The organism is Parasphingorhabdus cellanae (assembly GCF_017498565.1).
Lineage (GTDB): Bacteria > Pseudomonadota > Alphaproteobacteria > Sphingomonadales > Sphingomonadaceae > Parasphingorhabdus > Parasphingorhabdus cellanae.
In genome coordinates this window covers 49,182-66,187 of the sequence record NZ_CP071794.1, presented here as the reverse complement: position 1 = coordinate 66,187, position 17,006 = coordinate 49,182, and the positions used below count along the sequence as shown (strand labels likewise).

Annotated in this window: 15 protein-coding genes; 10 read left to right on the top strand and 5 right to left on the bottom strand. The window is 53.3% G+C overall.

Annotated features, from left to right (window positions below; all coding sequences use genetic code 11):
* The first annotated feature begins 64 nt into the window (after positions 1-64).
* Entirely contained in the window at positions 65-2,008 is a 1,944-nt protein-coding gene (locus tag J4G78_RS00320) for a peptidylprolyl isomerase (protein ID WP_207987915.1), read from the top strand.
* 29 nt (positions 2,009-2,037) lie between these two features.
* On the top strand, positions 2,038-3,558 hold the full coding sequence (trpE, locus tag J4G78_RS00315; protein ID WP_207987914.1) for an anthranilate synthase component I: 1,521 nt from the start codon (positions 2,038-2,040) through the stop codon (positions 3,556-3,558).
* A gap of 31 nt (positions 3,559-3,589) precedes the next feature.
* Here trpE and J4G78_RS00310 read toward each other — a convergent pair whose 3' ends face one another.
* The 3 genes from J4G78_RS00310 to J4G78_RS00300 form a co-directional block, all read right to left on the bottom strand.
* Positions 3,590-4,450, bottom strand: coding sequence for a DJ-1/PfpI family protein (locus tag J4G78_RS00310; RefSeq protein ID WP_207987913.1), 861 nt, complete (start codon positions 4,448-4,450; stop codon positions 3,590-3,592).
* A 28-nt stretch (positions 4,451-4,478) separates the two neighbouring features.
* Entirely contained in the window at positions 4,479-6,608 is a 2,130-nt protein-coding gene (locus J4G78_RS00305) for a TonB-dependent siderophore receptor (RefSeq protein ID WP_207987912.1), read from the bottom strand.
* A gap of 63 nt (positions 6,609-6,671) precedes the next feature.
* Complete coding sequence (locus J4G78_RS00300) at positions 6,672-7,076, bottom strand: DUF2946 family protein (protein WP_207987911.1); 405 nt, start codon at positions 7,074-7,076, stop codon at positions 6,672-6,674.
* 139 nt (positions 7,077-7,215) lie between these two features.
* On the opposite strand from J4G78_RS00300, the gene J4G78_RS00295 reads away from it, so the two are divergent.
* Positions 7,216-8,910 (top strand): M28 family metallopeptidase, encoded by a 1,695-nt coding sequence (locus tag J4G78_RS00295; protein WP_207987910.1) that lies wholly within the window; start codon positions 7,216-7,218, stop codon positions 8,908-8,910.
* Positions 8,911-8,999: 89 nt separating this feature from the next.
* On the opposite strand, the gene J4G78_RS00290 is transcribed toward J4G78_RS00295, so the two are convergent.
* Positions 9,000-9,305, bottom strand: coding sequence for a polyhydroxyalkanoic acid system family protein (locus J4G78_RS00290; RefSeq protein ID WP_243457164.1), 306 nt, complete (start codon positions 9,303-9,305; stop codon positions 9,000-9,002).
* Between the two features lie 111 nt (positions 9,306-9,416).
* Here J4G78_RS00290 and J4G78_RS00285 point away from each other — a divergent pair, with 111 nt between their 5' ends.
* From J4G78_RS00285 to lexA, 7 genes are all read left to right on the top strand, one after another.
* Positions 9,417-10,001 carry an anthranilate synthase component II gene (locus J4G78_RS00285; protein WP_207987909.1) on the top strand — a complete coding sequence of 195 codons (585 nt, stop codon included), beginning with the start codon at positions 9,417-9,419 and terminating at the stop codon, positions 9,999-10,001.
* A complete protein-coding gene (locus J4G78_RS00280) occupies positions 9,998-10,531 on the top strand; it encodes a YcxB family protein (RefSeq protein ID WP_207987908.1) in 534 nt (177 codons plus the stop codon). Before J4G78_RS00285 ends, J4G78_RS00280 begins: the two co-directional genes overlap by 4 nt.
* The gene (gene trpD, locus J4G78_RS00275; protein ID WP_375140345.1) at positions 10,528-11,517 is read left to right on the top strand and encodes an anthranilate phosphoribosyltransferase; all 990 of its coding nucleotides are present in this window, start codon (positions 10,528-10,530) and stop codon (positions 11,515-11,517) included. Before J4G78_RS00280 ends, trpD begins: the two co-directional genes overlap by 4 nt.
* 10 nt (positions 11,518-11,527) lie before the next feature.
* Positions 11,528-12,322 carry an indole-3-glycerol phosphate synthase TrpC gene (gene trpC, locus J4G78_RS00270; protein WP_207987907.1) on the top strand — a complete coding sequence of 265 codons (795 nt, stop codon included), beginning with the start codon at positions 11,528-11,530 and terminating at the stop codon, positions 12,320-12,322.
* A gap of 13 nt (positions 12,323-12,335) precedes the next feature.
* Entirely contained in the window at positions 12,336-12,806 is a 471-nt protein-coding gene (moaC, locus tag J4G78_RS00265) for a cyclic pyranopterin monophosphate synthase MoaC (RefSeq protein WP_207987906.1), read from the top strand.
* Positions 12,803-13,987, top strand: coding sequence for a molybdopterin molybdotransferase MoeA (locus J4G78_RS00260; protein ID WP_207987905.1), 1,185 nt, complete (start codon positions 12,803-12,805; stop codon positions 13,985-13,987). The genes moaC and J4G78_RS00260 overlap by 4 nt, the downstream gene beginning before the upstream one ends.
* Before the next feature lie 67 nt (positions 13,988-14,054).
* Positions 14,055-14,747: a transcriptional repressor LexA gene (gene lexA / locus J4G78_RS00255; protein ID WP_207987904.1), complete on the top strand. Its 693-nt coding sequence runs from the start codon at positions 14,055-14,057 to the stop codon at positions 14,745-14,747.
* Here the strand turns inward: lexA and J4G78_RS00250 are convergent.
* Positions 14,727-16,997 carry a ComEC/Rec2 family competence protein gene (locus J4G78_RS00250; protein ID WP_207987903.1) on the bottom strand — a complete coding sequence of 757 codons (2,271 nt, stop codon included), beginning with the start codon at positions 16,995-16,997 and terminating at the stop codon, positions 14,727-14,729. The genes lexA and J4G78_RS00250 overlap by 21 nt on opposite strands.
* Positions 16,998-17,006: the final 9 nt, after the last annotated feature.

Here is a 17,006-nt window from a genome sequence, read left to right as displayed (position 1 = left end):
GAAAAACGCAAGCCGCCTAAAGCATCGGAAAATTTATTCGCTCTAACTGAATTGCAATATTCTTATGATTACATTTTTCCGCAACATCTTCTCTTCGAAAATCGGCTTGTTCTTGACGATGTGTTTCGTGGCACTGATCGCTATTGCCTTTGCTTCGGCAGATGTGACCGGTTCGGGCGCCTTCGGCGGCGTCACCGGTTCTGGAACAGCGGCACAAGTTGGCGATTCAAAATTGACCACTGCTGAGCTCAGTCAGTCGGTCAACAATGCTTTTCGCGCCGAGCAGCGGGAGAATACCGGACTGGATCTCAAAACTTTTGTTGAAGGTGGCGGATTTGATGGAATATTGGACCGGCTGATCAATAGTTTTTCGATCGCCGCATTTGGCAACAAATATGGCATGACAGCAGGCAAGCGACTGGTCGATAGCGAAATTGCCGACATACCGTCGTTCCAAGGCGCTGATGGCCAATTTAGCGAAGAAAATTTCCGCCGTGCGCTGCAACAGCAAGGCATCAAGGAACAGCAATTACGCGATGATTTCACACGTAATTTACTGGCAGATCAGTTGCTTCCAATTGCCGGCTTTGGTGCATCGGTTCCGCAAACATTGGTAACGCCTTATGCTTCTTTGCTTTTGGAAGCGCGTCAGGGTCAGATAGCAATTGTCCCCTCTGCCGCTTTTATCGAGAATGTAACGCCGGCCGATGCCGCTCTGGCTGCTTTTTATAGCAAAAATAGCTCCCGTTACACGATTCCAGAACGCCGTACGATTAGCTATGCGATCTTTTCCAAAGAGCGGTTTAACGACAAGATTAAACCAACCGAGAAAGAAATCCAGGGTCGTTACAATCTCGACAAGGCGAAATATGCCGCCAGCGAAACCCGGAATATTGATCAGGTAATTTTGCCAACCCAAGCGGCCGCAAAAGCACTAGCGGACAAGATATCGGGCGGCGATACTATTGGCGCGGCAGCAGAATCCGTCGGCCTTTCTGTCGCAGAAGTTGGGTCCATCAACAAATCAGCGCTGGCTGGCACCGCCTCTCAGGCCGTTGCCAATGCCGTATTTTCAGCGCCATCAGGCGGTGTTTCGGCACCAGCGCAAAGCGCGCTCGGCTGGCATATCGCTAAAATCAATGATGTCCAGAAGGTCCCTGCACAAACGCTTGATCAGGTACGGGCAACAATTGTTTCGGACCTCACGCGCGAAAAAGTTGATGTCGCTCTGGCAAAACTTACCGTGACAATGGAAGATGAATTTGCCGCAGGGTCTTCCCTGCAAGATGTGGCTGATGCGGAAGGGCTTAAAATTGAATCGACCCCTGCCTTGCTTGCCAATGGCCAAAACCCGGAAGATCAAAATTATCGTCCCATACCGGAAATGCAGCGCATTCTTCCTATCGCATTTTCGCTGGAAGAGGATTCGGATCCCCAGGTGGTCGAGATTATTGCAGGGCAGCAATATGCTATTCTCGACGTGACCAACATAACCGAAGCCGCGCCGCCACCGCTCAATGCGATTAAGCCTGTCGTGACGCGCGATTATATGCTGGATGAAGGCTCCAAAAAAGCGAAAGTCATCGCCGATCAAATAGCAAAAGAAGTGAGCGGCGGTACGGCGCTTTCCGAAGCGGTGGCTAACGCCAAAGTCAAATTGCCAAATATTGAAAATGTCAGCAGTACCCGTGCCGATCTGGCGAGACAGAGCCAGCAGGGACAAGTTCCTCCGCCGCTATCGTTGATGTTTAGCATGGCCGAAAACACCGCCAAAACGCTCAAGGCTCAACAGAATCAGGGCTGGTTCGTGGTGAATCTTAACAAGATTAATCGCGGAGATGCCTCTACACGTACAGATTTGCTCAACGCCACGCGGGCACAGTTTAAGCAGGTATTCGGTAATGAATATACCGAGCAGTTTATCAACGCGATGAAGGCAGATGTCGGTGTTGAGAGAAATGAAGATGCGCTCGCTAGTTTGAAAAACCAGCTGACGGGCGGCAATTAATTGTCTCGTTTTCGTCCTTCTTTCGACTGATGCAAGAAAGCTTTGGCATTAGCGCTGCACAACAAGCATTGAAAGCAGGCAAGCCGGCGCTGGTCTGGCGCAAACAGGTTGCGGATACTGAAACGCCGGTATCTGCAGCGCTCAAATTGATCGAAGCCGAGCGCGGCGACTTCCTGCTCGAATCCGTGGAAGGTGGTGAGACGCGAGGGCGACATAGCCTGATCGGACTGGCCCCGGACCTTGTGTTTCGCGCTGATGGTGAACAGGCATCAATCAACCGGCACTGGTTAACCAACCGCGACAGCTTCGAACCGGAACAAGCGAGCAGTCTCGATGCTTTGCGCAAATTGGTCAAACGGTGTCAGATGGACGTGCCCGAAGGTCTCCCGCGGGCTTTGGCATGCCTGGTCGGCTATTTTGGCTATGAGACCATTGGACTGGTCGAAAAACTGCCAAGGGCCTCCCAGTCTGAATTGGACTTGCCAGACATGCTGTTTGTCCGGCCCACTGTGATCGTCATTTTCGACCGGCTGGCGGATGAGATGTTTCTGGTCGCTCCGGTTTGGCCAGAAACCACTGGTGATGCCGACAGCAAGATTGCGAGTGCCGAAGAGCGGCTGGATGAAGTGGAACGACAGATTGCGGCACCTGTGCCAGCTTTTGCCTCTGAACCCCCTGCTCTCAATCCTGATGATCTTGCTTTCGAAGCGAAGCTGAAGCCAGAACAATATGAGAATATGGTGCTCAGCGCTAAAGATTATATCGAAGCTGGTGATGTTTTTCAGGTGGTATTGGCACAAAGGTTTACGGCCCCCTTCGCTTTGCCGCCGGTAGAACTTTATCGCGCTTTGCGGCGGATTAACCCCTCACCTTTCCTTTTTTTCCTGGACCTGCCGGGCTTTGCCCTAATCGGTTCCAGTCCTGAGATATTGGTGCGCGCCCGTGACGGGGAGGTCACCATCCGACCGATTGCGGGAACCCGCCCACGCGGTGCCAATGCGGCCGAAGACAAAACCAATCGCGACAGCTTGCTTGCCGATCCCAAAGAGCGCGCCGAGCATCTCATGCTTCTCGACCTTGGCCGCAATGATGTCGGCCGGGTGAGCGCGGCCAATAGCGTCGAAGTAACCGACAGCTACACGGTCGAATTTTACAGCCACGTTATGCATATTGTCTCGAATGTGGTGGGGGAATTGGCGCCGGACAAAGATGCACTCGATGCTCTGTTCGCGGGTTTTCCGGCTGGCACGGTAAGTGGCGCACCAAAAGTCCGCGCCTGTCAGATCATTGCCGAACTGGAGCCGGAAACCCGCGGTGCCTATGCTGGCGGCGTCGGCTATTTCTCACCCGATGGCAGCATGGACAGCTGCATCGTTCTGCGTACCGGGATTGTCAAAGATGGCCTGCTACATGTGCAAGCGGGCGCGGGTATCGTCGCCGACAGCGATCCCGCCTATGAACATCGCGAATGTGAAGCAAAATCAGGCGCTTTGCTTGCGGCTGCGAAAGAGGCAGTCAGACGGGCGCAGGATGTTGGCTTCGGGCAGTAGCCGAGACATCCTGGCACCGTCCTTTTGATCGCTACAATGCCAGTCCACGGAACTGCTCACGGGTAGCAGCAAACATGCCGTTCATCGCGTTTGCCACAGCCGGATCAGTTGTCGCCAGTGTCCCGCCGGCAACTGGCGGTTCGGGCGCATATTCTGCTTGCAGGCGTAATGCTTCAGCATATTTCTTGCCTCGCAATGCCGCCACAATCGAAAGGCCGAAATCAAGACCTGCCGAAACGCCTGCACCAGTGATAATATTACCATCGACGACCACACGTTTGTCGACTGCTATGGCCCCGAAATCAGGTAATATTGCGTGCGCACCCCAGTGCGAGGTCGCTCGCCTCCCTTTTAACAACCCGGCTTTACCGAGAATCATTGATCCGGTGCACACGCTGGTAACATAGCGCGCGGTTTCGGCCTGCTTTGCGATCCAGTCGATCGATCGCTGATCCGCCATCACCGCCGCCGTACCCATGGTGCCGCCAGGTACAAACATGATGTCAAGCGGCCCGCCAATATCTTCCAGCTTCGCCGTCGGCGCGATGGCGAGTTGCAGGTCAGAAGCCACGGGATCGAGATTGTCCTGCGTCGTTACCAGATCAACCTTGGCACCCATCATACAAGCAAAGAAGAAATGCGGTCCGACCAGATCCAATGCGGTAAAGCCTGGATAGAGCAGCATCGCCACTTTCTCGTTACCATGCATCTTGATGCCATCAATATTCATCAAATCCATATGAGCGGCTTCTGATTCTTTCTGGGCAGCCGCCAGGGCTGGCGATATATCGCCTGCTGCAATCTGCGCCGCGGCTTGTTCTATCGCCAGAAACGGCGCGGCAAATAGCGCTGATCCGGCACCGAGAAGAAGAGAGCGTCTGTTGATGGTCATAAATTTTCTCCTGAAAAACGAATTTATCCTAAAAATCAAAATTCAAAGTGACGAAAGCCGAGCGTGGATTTCCGGGACGCACCACAGATTGTGCGAGATATTGATAGGGTAGAAAATATTGCGCATCGAAAATATTGTCGATCCGCAATCCCAGACGCGCTGGCCCCCAATCATAGCTCGCCTGCGCGTCGAATATGGCATAGCTGTCGCTGCGCATATTGTTCGGTAAAGTCAGCTCCGCTCTGCTCGCTGCGGTTAACCCGGCACCAACCGCCAAACCATCCAGAGCGCCATTGTTAAACCTGTACCGCACGGCAATTCTGCCTGCATGTTTGGGGACACGCGGCAATGCGTCTCCAACCGGAATCTCCGTATCGGCCGTCACCCGCGCATCGGTATAAGCATAGGAAAGCAGGAAGGACCAATTGCTATTGGGTTCCCAAATAAGGTCCAGCTCGACGCCTTCGCTGCGCTGTTCGCCGGTTTGGATGGATGCTGAGAGATTCGGCGGTTCGGCATTTGGATCTGCGGTAGGGACATTGGAGCGGGTTGAGTCAAACCATGCAACTGTGCCGCTCAGCCCTATATCCGACAATCCTATTTTGATCCCGGCCTCATAATTACGCGCGCGCTCTGGTTCGGGAACTTCATCGCGATTGTTGAAGAAAATCGACAGCCGTGATCCTTCGGCATAGCCCGCAAAAACCGCCAATCCGTCGACAATATCAAAGGTCGCTCCAATGCGGGGATCCCATTCCTTATAAGTTTCCCGGTTGCCATTCCCGCCGAGTAATTCGCGCAAGGTCAGTTCTGAATACCGGACGCTGGCAAGAATGTGCAGGCGGTCAAATAGTGATATCTGATCCTGTACATAGAAAGCCGTGGTGTCATATTCATTCGCGATAAAATTATTTAGCGTCGGGATTTCGCCAAAATCCAGGTCGCTATCAGGATCGGCAAAATCAAACATCCCCAGCGGAACGAAATTGAAACCGGAAGCCGCTTCATAATGGGTTGCGTCATATTGCCCGCCGACCAGCAAGGTATGATTGATCGGGCCAGTATCAAAAACGGCTGTAAAACTGGCATCTAGCGTCCACTCGTCCACACTGGCAGGCAATTGCGCACTGATCAGCGGGAATTCGCTGTTTGTACTGGCGGAGATGGTAGTGGTTGCAAATTCACGGAAATCGTTTTCATATCGCCTTGCACGAAAATCAAAGGTCAGGTTATCGCCAATGGGCTGCGACAGCGAAAAATCGGCGCTCAGATTCTCGACCACCGTGGGCGGTGCATTGGTCGCTCCGGAAAAGCGCAACGGATCGACACTAGGCAAGTCCACCACAGAAGACGGCAAGCCGACATATTCAAGCTGTTCCACCCGGCTGTGCGTGAACCGGGCGATAATCTCGGTTTCGGTCGGTAGCAGCGCGCGCACAGAGCCGTTGATGTAGAAGCGCTCAATAGTCACCGCATCGATAGCATCTCCTGCATCCTGATATTCCGCAATCAGACGGACCGACAAATTATCATCCAGCTGTAAATTGGCATCGCCGCCAATTTGCCATGTGTCAAAACTCCCAGCACGGCCGCGAACTGAAAATTTTGTGCCCGGCTCCGCAGTCTTACTGACAATATTGATGAGCCCGCCAACCGGTGCGCCTGTTCCACCGCCGAAAAGCGCGGAGGTTGCGCCTTTGGCCACTTCGATGCGCTCGACCGCAATCAGGCTTGCGGGATCGGCAACAGCCGTATCGGCATAGCCTATCAAGCCATCCATAAAGATTTCGGCTTCGAACCCACGGACAATCGGATTGGCGAGCACCAGTTCGGAAGACAGAGATGGAATAACCCCCGAAATATTGCGCAACGCCTCATCCAGAGTATTGAGTTCTTGTTCTCTGATCAACGTGTCGGTCAATACCTGGATGGATTGCGGTACCTCGATCAACGGCACGGGCGTGCGGGTAATGCTGGCAACATCAACCGCATAGTTTTGCCTGCTGCCTGTAACGATAATCGTGTTGGATGGAGTCCAGGATTCGGCTGAAGAGGCTTGCTTCTCGGGGAGTTCGGCAACGGACTGAGCCGCAAGAGGAGTGGATAATAGTCCGGCTGCGCATAAAGACGCAGACCCCAACAAAATAGGCTTTTTCATTTATGATTTTCTTTCCGACTTGATTCAATGGTAGCGCGCCGGTTCAGACGCACCGCTGATGATTCAAGCGGATGCAGGCGGTCCCCGAAGAGGTGGTCGCAATCGCGTCAAACGCTCTGACGGCATTGCGGTCCTGACAAGAAGACCCGCAAGCAATATAAAACCAAGCGCAATAGCGAGTTGCACAGGATCAGTTACTGTCATAGCCGATTGGGAGACACTGCTGGAAGAACAGGCCTTTCCGGTCATGTTGGAACCATTGTCATGATCGCTACCATCAGTGCCCATCGGTATGGTGACAGTGCTCTCCGTATCCCCAACACCGTTACAAATTTTGACCGTCATCGTCTGGCTGTCTGCGCTGATCATATATCCATGCGGAACCAACGCTTTCATCGCCAGCGCCAACGTAAACAACGCCACAAACCATAGGCTGCGGGTCTGCAAAAGATGACGGATCAGCTTCATGCGGCGGCGTTACTGAGGTTTACGAGACAATACAAGGCTTCGCGGTGCTAGGGGGTTTCGTGGCATCGAAGCAATTAAGATATGAGATCATATCCATTCGACCCGTCGATGTTGATTAGGCCGCATTTTGGGTTACTTTATGTCCATGACCATATTTGACCGTATATTAATCATTCTTTTCGCCATTTTTGTAGCGGGCACAGTAGAATCCCAAGCTCAGCCCAATGACATGGTGACGCCAGCTGAAACCCTTCAGCCTTCAAGCTCGGCAACCATAAAAGCGCATATGGCATTTTTGGCCGATGATCTTTTGGAGGGACGGGAAGCGGGGACCGCTGGCGAAGCGCGATCCGCCCTGTATATAGCCACGCAGCTTCAGGCGCTTGGCCTGCAGCCAGCGGGTGAAGATGGCGGCTTTTTGCAGGACGTCCCACTCCGCTCGGCGCGGTTAGACCAATCGAAATTCGAATTTTCCATCCAGACCAATGGCACCGAGCAATCCTTTGAAAATGGAAGCGACGTGGCCGTGTCAGCCAGTTTTGCAAGCACAGACCTGTCCGCTGCCGGGGATGTCGTTTTCGCCGGACATGGCATTATCGCGCCAGAGTTGGGCATTGATGATTATGCGGGGCTGGATGTTAATGGCAAAGTTGTTGCGGTGATCGGCGGACCGCCAACGTTTCTGCCTTCAGAAGCAGCCGCGCATTTCGGTTCGTCCAATCAAAAACGGCTTATGGCCGAGGCACGGGGCGCAATCGGTGTCCTCATCATCTGGACACCTGCTCTTGAGAAACGATATCCTTTCGATCTTTGGAAAACGGGATTTGCATCTTGGAATATGACCTGGAGCGATGCTGCCGGAACGTCTCATATTCAGGCACCGGATATTATATTGCGGGCATTTGTACGGGGCGAGGCAACCGACGCGATTTTCAGTGGCGCACCGATTACGGCAGCCCAAGCGATCGCGAAAAGCGAAACTGGTCCGGTGAAGGGGTTTGTATCACAGGCACAAGTCAAACTGTCCCTGACAACCAGACATGATGACACGCGCCAGTCCGCAAATGTCGCCGCCCTGTTGCCAGGATCTGACCCGGTTTTGTCGAAGGAAATTATCGTCCTGACCGCACATTATGATCATGTCGGCATTTGCGCGCCCGATGAAGCAGACAAAATTTGCAACGGCGCATTGGATAATGCTTTAGGCACAGCGCTGATGCTCGACGTTGCCCGCGCCTTGACGGAGCAGGAAACACCGCCAGCGCGTTCCATCTTGTTTCTCGCGGTCGGCGCCGAGGAAAAAGGGCTATTAGGCTCTGACTATTTCGCGGCATCCCCGACCGTTCAACGCGATCAGATCATTGCGAATATCAACCTGGATGGCGGAGCTCCGTTTTACGATTTTAGCGATGTCATCGCATTTGGTGCAGAACAATCTCAAATGGGAGAGCAACTTCAATCCGCCATTGCGCCCATCGGGCTGACCTTGGCTCCCGATCCATTTCCGGAGCAGGGAATATTCACGCGCTCTGATCAATATTCGTTCGTCAAACGCGGCATACCGGCGCTCTTTCTGTATAATGGCTTTACCGGTATGGATGGACAGAACAAAGGGCAAGATATCTGGAACTGGTTTTTTGCCGAGCATTATCATGAGCCGTCTGATGATTTGTCACTGCCCATTGATTACACAGTGTCGGCTAAGTTTTCCAACGTATTTCGCTTGCTGACGTTAGAAGTCGCAAACGCGCCATCTCGACCGTTATGGTATGACGATAGCGTTTTTGGCCAGCGTTTCGCTGCGGACCAACCAAAGGCACAGCGACCGCAATAGATATTTAAGTAAGGTTAGTCTGGGAGACGCTCGTCCATTTGATGCAAATGAAAACTTTTTTGTCGGCATTCGGCATTTAGTACCCCCCCTCATTCCAGCATCTTCGGCGCTTCTTTCTGAAGCTTTCCCTTAATTTTATTAGCAAAGAGCGCCAGTAACGGCGGCAAATCAAACACGGCATAAACCTCGTCTTCACGGACGTGCATTTTTCCGCCGATCCGTTGGCCCATGGCTTCCAATGTGCAGTGCATGGTGTCGCCTTCCCAGTGATGATCCGTCACTGTCGCGCCGGGCACTGATTCACCGAGTGTATGAACTCCGTTGCCGATCCGGCTGCGTGCTTCTGCCAGCCCCAATTTATGCGCTATGGTAACGGTTACTGGTTCGCCCATCATAGTATCTCCCCTTCGCTATCAATATCACCCCGATTTCCTTCGTCAAACGATCTGCTTGATAAGCAGCAGAAAAACTTGGCCTGCCGGGTTTTTATCATTAGGCAGCTTTGCATGATCTTGGTTATCGATAATTATGACAGCTTTACCTTCAACCTGGTCCACTATCTTATGGAACTGGGCGCAGAGATACAGGTAGAGCGCAATGACGCGATGAGCGCGCGTGAGGCCCTGGCGACCGGCGCGGATGCATTTTTGATTTCACCGGGGCCGTGCACACCAAATGAAGCAGGCATATCGCTGGACTTGGTCGCCGCCTGTGCCGATGCCGAAAAACCGCTGCTGGGTGTTTGCCTTGGCCACCAAAGCATTGGTCAGCATTTCGGCGGTAAAGTCGTGCGCGGTGGACTGATGCATGGCAAGACTTCGCCTGTGGTCCATGACAATAGCGGCGTATTTGAAGGCCTTCCTTCGCCCTATTCGGCCACGCGCTATCACTCTCTTATCGTTGAGGATATTCCCAATTGTCTGCCAATCAATGCTACGGCGGAAGATGGATCGGTCATGGGTTTTCGACACGAAAGCCTGCCGATCCACGGCGTGCAATTTCACCCGGAGAGCATCGCCACCGAATATGGCCATGAGCTGCTCGCCAATTTCATGACGCTGGCGGGCCTTGCGCCAAAGCAACTGGCATGAGTGAAAAAATTGTCTTTACGCCCTGTGAGGACGATCTGCGGGCAGCCTATAGCTTGCACATGAAGCAGATAGACTGGAAACGCATGGGCCTGCTCATTGCACTTGCTTTCATTGTCAGCATCGCTTGGTTTTTATTTGACGGCTCGAACAGCCTTAAACCCATCAGGAATTTTGTGCTCGGGATGACGGTCTGGGTTGGTGTGGTCATATTGCTTGTCCGGTTCGCTCTGCCGATCTGGTGGGCCCCGCGTCTTTCCAAAAAAATATATAAACAACAAAAAGACTTGCAATTAGAGACGATCACCTGGTGGGATGATGAAAAACTCTATTCCAGCAATGACCAAGGCCATTCAAATTTGACCTTTGCGGACATGGTCAAATGGCGCGCCAACAATGATATAATTTTGCTTTATCGTTCTGATCATTTGTTCAACTTTCTACCGGTTAGAATATTCAAGGATTTGGCGCATAAGGATGGATTGATCCGGCGGCTTAACGGTGCTGGCGTACCTGGAGAGACTAAATCATGATGACCCTGCCTGATCCCGCATTGCCGCTTTCGGCATCGGATGCTCGCGCTGCCTTTGCGACGATTTTGGATGGTAAAGCGGATAGCGAAGCCATTGGCAGTTTTCTTGTAGAGCTCGCTGATCGCGGCGAAACGGCAACAGAGATTGCCGCCGCCGCCCAGGAAATGCGCGCCCGCATGATCACGGTCGATGCACCTGCGGGAGCGATTGATGTGTGCGGCACGGGCGGCGATGGCAGCCACAGCCTGAATATTTCCACCGCCACCGCCCTGGTCGTTGCCGCCTGTGATGTACCGATGGCCAAACATGGCAACCGCGCTGCATCCAGCAAGTCGGGTGCTGCAGATACGTTGGAGGCTTTGGGGCTTGATCTCGCCAAAGCGGCCACTGGCGGCGAAAAATCGCTGCGCGAAATCGGCATCGCTTTTTTCTTCGCACCCAATCATCATCCCGCGCTTGGGCCGCTTGCGCCCATTCGCAAAGCTATCGGCCGGCGGACTATTTTCAATCTGCTTGGCCCGCTATGCAATCCTGCACGCGTCACGCGGCAGCTTATCGGCGTTGCCTCACCAGATCTGGTGGAGACTTATACCGAAGCTGCGACGCAGCTGGGTTATGAGAAAATCATGATCGTTTCGGGTGAAGAGGGCCTGGATGAGCTCAGCATTTCAGGCCCTTCCAAATTGGCGATGGTCGAGGGGCAGTCCATTACACACAGTCGGATCACACCCGAAGATCTTGGTTTAGCGCGCCATAGCATGGAGGCGATAAAAGGCGGCGATGCCAAATATAATGCCGCCGCTCTTCGCGATTTGCTGTTGGGAGAACCTTCTGCCTATCGCGACGCTGTGATGCTGAACAGTGCTGCAGCATTGATGATCGCAGGCGAAGCCGATAGCTGGGAAACCGGCGCAGAAGAAGCCGCCGAAGCGCTCGACAAGGGACTAGCAAATGCGTTGCTCAATTGCTGGATCGCCAATCAATGAGGTGCGACCGATGAACAAGCTCACCGAAATATGTGAAGCAAAACGCGACCATGTGCGCCAGCGCCGAACCGATATTTCCATTTCAGCCATGCATGATCAGGTTCGCCATCAGGCTGAACCACGCGGGTTTATAAAAGCGATTGAAGAAAAGGCAGCAAATGGCTTTGCTTTGATCGCTGAGATAAAGAAGGCGAGCCCATCGAAAGGGCTGATCCGCGATGATTTTGATCCGCCAGCCCATGCCCGCGCCTATGAAGCGGGTGGAGCGACCTGTCTATCGGTTCTGACTGATACGCCCTATTTTCAGGGCGCAGATGAATTTCTTGTTGCAGCGCAAGCCGCCTGCAACTTACCGTGTTTGCGGAAGGATTTCATGGTTGATCCGTGGCAAGTAGACGAATCGCGCGCGCTGGGTGCTGATGCGATTTTGATCATCATGGCAGCGCTGGATGATGGTCTGGCCCTCGAAATTGAGGCGGCAGCAATCGCATTGGGTATGGACGCCTTAATCGAAGTACATGACGAAGAGGAACTGGAGCGCGCTTTGCAGTTAAAATCGCGTCTTTTGGGCATCAACAACCGCAATCTCAAAACTTTTGAAACCAGTCTGGAACAAACCGAACGGCTGTCTAAACTGTTGCCCGACGACCGGATCATGGTTTCCGAAAGCGGCATTTTCACGCATGATGATTGTCAGCGATTGTCTCGCTCTGGCGCACGCGCTTTTTTGGTCGGAGAGTCGCTCATGCGGCAGGATGATGTGGAAGCAGCCACGCGTCAGCTTTTAACCGGCAGTCCAAAGTAGAGAAGAGGCTTAAATGAGCAAACTCACCCATATAGATGGCGATGGCGCCGCCCATATGGTCGACGTTTCGGCCAAAGACGACACGATACGCGAAGCCCGCGCTGAAGGTGTGATCCATATGGCTGCAGAGGTGCTTGAAACGATTAAAGCCAACGCAATGAAAAAGGGCGATGTGCTCGCCACCGCACGGATTGCTGGGATCATGGCGGCGAAAAAGACCAGCGAGCTGATCCCGCTCTGCCACCCGCTGGCGCTCAGCAAGGTCGCCGTTGAATTTGAATTTCTGGATGATGGCATAAGGGTTGAGGCCATGGCCCGGCTTACCGGTAAAACTGGCGTGGAAATGGAAGCATTGACGGCTGCTTCGACTGCGCTCTTGACAGTATATGATATGTCCAAAGCAATGCAGAAGGACATGGTCATCAGCGACATTCGCCTGCTATCAAAATCCGGCGGAAAATCGGGAGACTGGACGGCCGAATGAAGCCATTATTGCCTCTGGAAGAAGCGCAAAAGCGGCTGATTGCCATGGCGCAGCGGTCGCCATCAGAAACAATTCCGGTGGGAGAGGCCAATGGCCGCTATCTTGCGGAAGATCTTATCGCAAAACGCAGCCAGCCCGCGGCCGATATGTCCGCGATGGATGGCTATGCCATTGCCTTTGACGACCGCGCCGGACCTTGGCAGCTGGTCGGCGAATGCAAGGCGGGAAGCCCGCCCTGCCCGCCGATACAGGCTGGCCAGGCAGCGCGTATCTTTACGGGGGCGCTGTTACCGGAGGGCGCCGATACGGTCGTGATGCAGGAAAATGTAAAATCGGACGGTGCAAAGATCCAGCTGATAGATGATCCTTCGCCGGTTAAAGGCCGCCATGTGCGGCATGCTGGCGGCGACTTTAAAGCCGGCGATGTCGCCTTGAAAGCCGGCTTGCAACTTAATCCCGCAGCCTTGGGGCACGCCGTCATCGCCGGCGCCGGCCACTTGTCTGTTGGCGGTACTCCGAAAATTGCAGTCCTTTCTACTGGAGACGAACTCGTCGCGCCGGGTGACGATACCGAAGCGCATCAGATACCGGCGAGCAATGATGTCATGATCGCTGCGATGCTAGATCAGCTCCCTGCCAAATCCCGATCAATTAGCCGGATCAAGGACGATATGGATAGCCTTTGCGCCGCTCTCGAAAGCGCGGAAGATTGCGATATAATTGTTACCATCGGCGGGGCGTCGGTGGGTGACCATGATCTCGTCGCGCCTGCCTTTAATCGGCTGGGAGGCCATACGGATTTTTGGAAAATAGCTATGAAACCGGGCAAACCGCTTATGGCCGGAAAGCTTGGCAGCAGCCTCGTCGTCGCCTTGCCCGGCAACCCTGGATCTGCCTTTGTCACGGCGACATTATTCCTGGTACCGCTTATCCGTTATCTCGCCGGAGCAGAAGATTACATGCCCGTCATGCAGAGCGCGACATCCTCTTCGATGTTACCAGCGACTAGCCAGCGAGCAGAATTTCTAAGAGCCAAGGTTGATGGATCTGGCATCACCGCTTTTGACAGCCAGGATAGCGCCAAGCTTTCCATACTCGCAGCAGCCAATGCGCTGCTCTATCGCCCGGCGCATAGTCCGGAACAGCAAAAAGGTGCGGAAGTTTCTTATATAGCCATCTGAAATGGCTTGACTTAACCCTATTTGTTTCATAATTGTTCTTTATTCGTTCCCGATAAGGACATGAAATATGCTCACGCCCAAACAACATGAACTGCTGTGTTTCATCCATAATAGCTTGGAGGAATCTGGTGTATCCCCGTCTTTTGAAGAGATGAAAGACGCATTGGGATTGAAATCCAAATCGGGTGTCCATCGATTGATCAGCGCTTTGGAAGAGCGCGGCTTCCTGCGGCGGCTACCCAATCGCGCACGGGCTCTGGAGGTTACTAAACTTCCCGAAGGCGGTAATTTGAAACCGGCACCGTCCAATGTCGTCAATATCATGCCTGACGCGGTTCGCTCTGCTCCGATGAAAGAGATTCCGGTGGCGTCCAATGATGTGATTGAAATCCCGCTTCACGGTAAGATCGCCGCTGGTGTGCCGATTGAGGCGCTAGAAGGACAATCTGCGCTCAGCGTGCCGGCGGCCCTTTTGGGATCGGGTGAACATTATGCACTGGAAGTATCCGGTGATTCGATGATCGATGCGGGCATTTTAGACGGTGATTACGCGCTCATTCAGCGTACCGAAACCGCACGCAATGGCGAAATTGTAGTTGCACTCGTCCATGATGAGGAAGCCACGCTCAAATATCTGTTTAAAGACAGCGGTCAGGTTCGCCTTGATCCTGCTAACCCAGCCTATGAACCACAAATATTTGGTGCCGGCGAAGTACGTATACAGGGCAAAATGGCAGGATTATTGCGGCGTTATAATTAGGTTTTTGCCGGCTTTCTCTGCATTCGGCCTTTTTTCGGGATCGCTGAAACGCGTCCATGCTTGACGCCCAGTGTCGCTCAACGTGGTTTTCACCTGTTGGCTTTCAAGGTCGATCGTCATGCCACCAACTTGCTGCAAAAGCGTGCGGTCCGCCTTGAACCAGCGCGGCTGACAACTGGCGGGCAAGCGCCTTTCACTGACGACGATATCGGCTCGGCTGCAGGCGGCAGATAGCGCCAGAGCCGGAATATAATAAGAGCTGCGCGTCGTCACCATAGTCCAGTTTCTATCAGACGCTTCAACGATCACCGTACAACTATCGACATTGCATTGAGCATTGGGCCAGTTCTCCAGTGCTATGGCATCGCCATCAATACCGGCATTTTCCAAAAGCATATCATATGCAAAACCGCCTTTGCTGGTCCGCAACATTGCCAGTTCTCCTGATTGATTGCGGATACCAACATGTCGCCCATCGCTAGTGATATAGATATCTGGCGGACGGTCTGTCAGTATGATCAGCGTCCCGCAACATACCGGCAACAGTCCCCATGCCCGCCAACGCTGAGTCCACAACGCCAACCACAATCCGCCAAATATCAGCAACCCGAAAGCCGCCAGTGGCATGGTTGGTAACATCGTTACCGATCCTGGGCTGCCGGACACATAATGAGCCAGAACCAGAAGACCGTTGAGCGCTTTTTCACAAACCCACCAGACGGGTGCGCCCAGACCCACGATATCGAGCAACAATGCCAGGGCTTCGAGTGGCATGATGAAAAATGTAGTGAGCGGAATTGCAATGATATTCGCTAAAGCGCCGTAAATTCCAGCCTTGTGAAAATGGAAGAGCGCAATCGGCATCAGTGCCAATTCCACAACAAGTCCCGTCAAAAACAGAGCCAGTATCGCTCTGCCAAAACGCTTCAAAACAGCTTCATCTCTTCGAGAAAAAAGAGACTGAATCCTTGGGTGGGTATGGAGTGCGATAATCGCCGTAACGGCCGCAAAACTAAGTTGAAAGCTGGGGCCCACTAAAGATTCAGGCCAGATGATCAGGACCAGCAATGCGCCAGCAGCCACCATCCGAAGAGTGATGGCGCTCCGACCGATGATGAGCGCGGTCAGTATAAGCAATGCCGCAATGCAAGCCCTTATCGTTGGGACTTGTGCGCCCGTTAGCAATGTATAGGCCAGCGCTGCTGCCGCCGCGCAACTGGCAGCGATCAGCGGCAATCGAAAGCGCAAGGCCAATGCCGGGAACAAGGCCAATACCCGCATCACCAGTAGATAAACCGCGCCGACAATCGCGGTCACATGCAACCCGCTGATCGACAGAAGATGCGCCAGCCCGCTGCGGCGCATTGCCTCAGCATCTTCGTCACTAATGGCCCCGCGATCGCCAGTCGCAAGCGTTGCCCCAATGGCTCCTGCCCCACCGTCCATCTGAGACTGGACATGATTGGAAAGCCTCTGGCGATAATCTGGTAGTAAAGCCATAGGTCCCCACTTCGGTTTTGCGGGCTCGATGACCTTTATATCTCCAAGTGCTTGGCCCGTAGCACCCAGTCCCATGAACCAGGCACGGCGAGAAAAATCATAAGCACCCGGCAAGGACGCCATGGCCGGTGGCATAAGCCGGGCGCGTAGTTGGACAACAGCACCCGCCTTCAAATCGTCCGTTGCTTTGTCAATCGGTACATTCAACCGCACGCGCGGAGGCAAACCTTGTTTCTCATGCGTATCGAGGGTCAGGCGAAAGATATCACGCGCGCTCACGATTTCGGTCTTTTCGATCTCACCATAGAAAGTCGCTACGGTTGGACGTTCCAAAACTGGGGCCGCAACGGACACTGATCGTATCCACATGATCGCACAGCCGGCGCCAAGAAATAAGAGAAACCAGAAAATGGCTGAGCCGATGCGCGTCCCCTGCCCCATCAATTTGACAAAAACAGCCAAGCCCAGGCAGAAAGCGATAAATGCAATCCATAAATGAGAATCGGCCATCAAAAACCAGCTCGCGATTCCCGTGCTAAGGCCAACCGGCACCCAAAGCGGTAGCTGATCGCGTTCTTTTTCCAAGCATATTTCAAGCTGCCCAAAAATTTGCGAATTTCTAACATATTCAGGCAATTGTCGGGCGCGAAACAGCATGCTAAGGGCCTTGCCAACAACACCAGTAATGGTGACCCTTTTTAATTTTTCATGCGCTACGTCAGAGCTATCGAGATCAAAACCACTCTGCATCGCATTTGC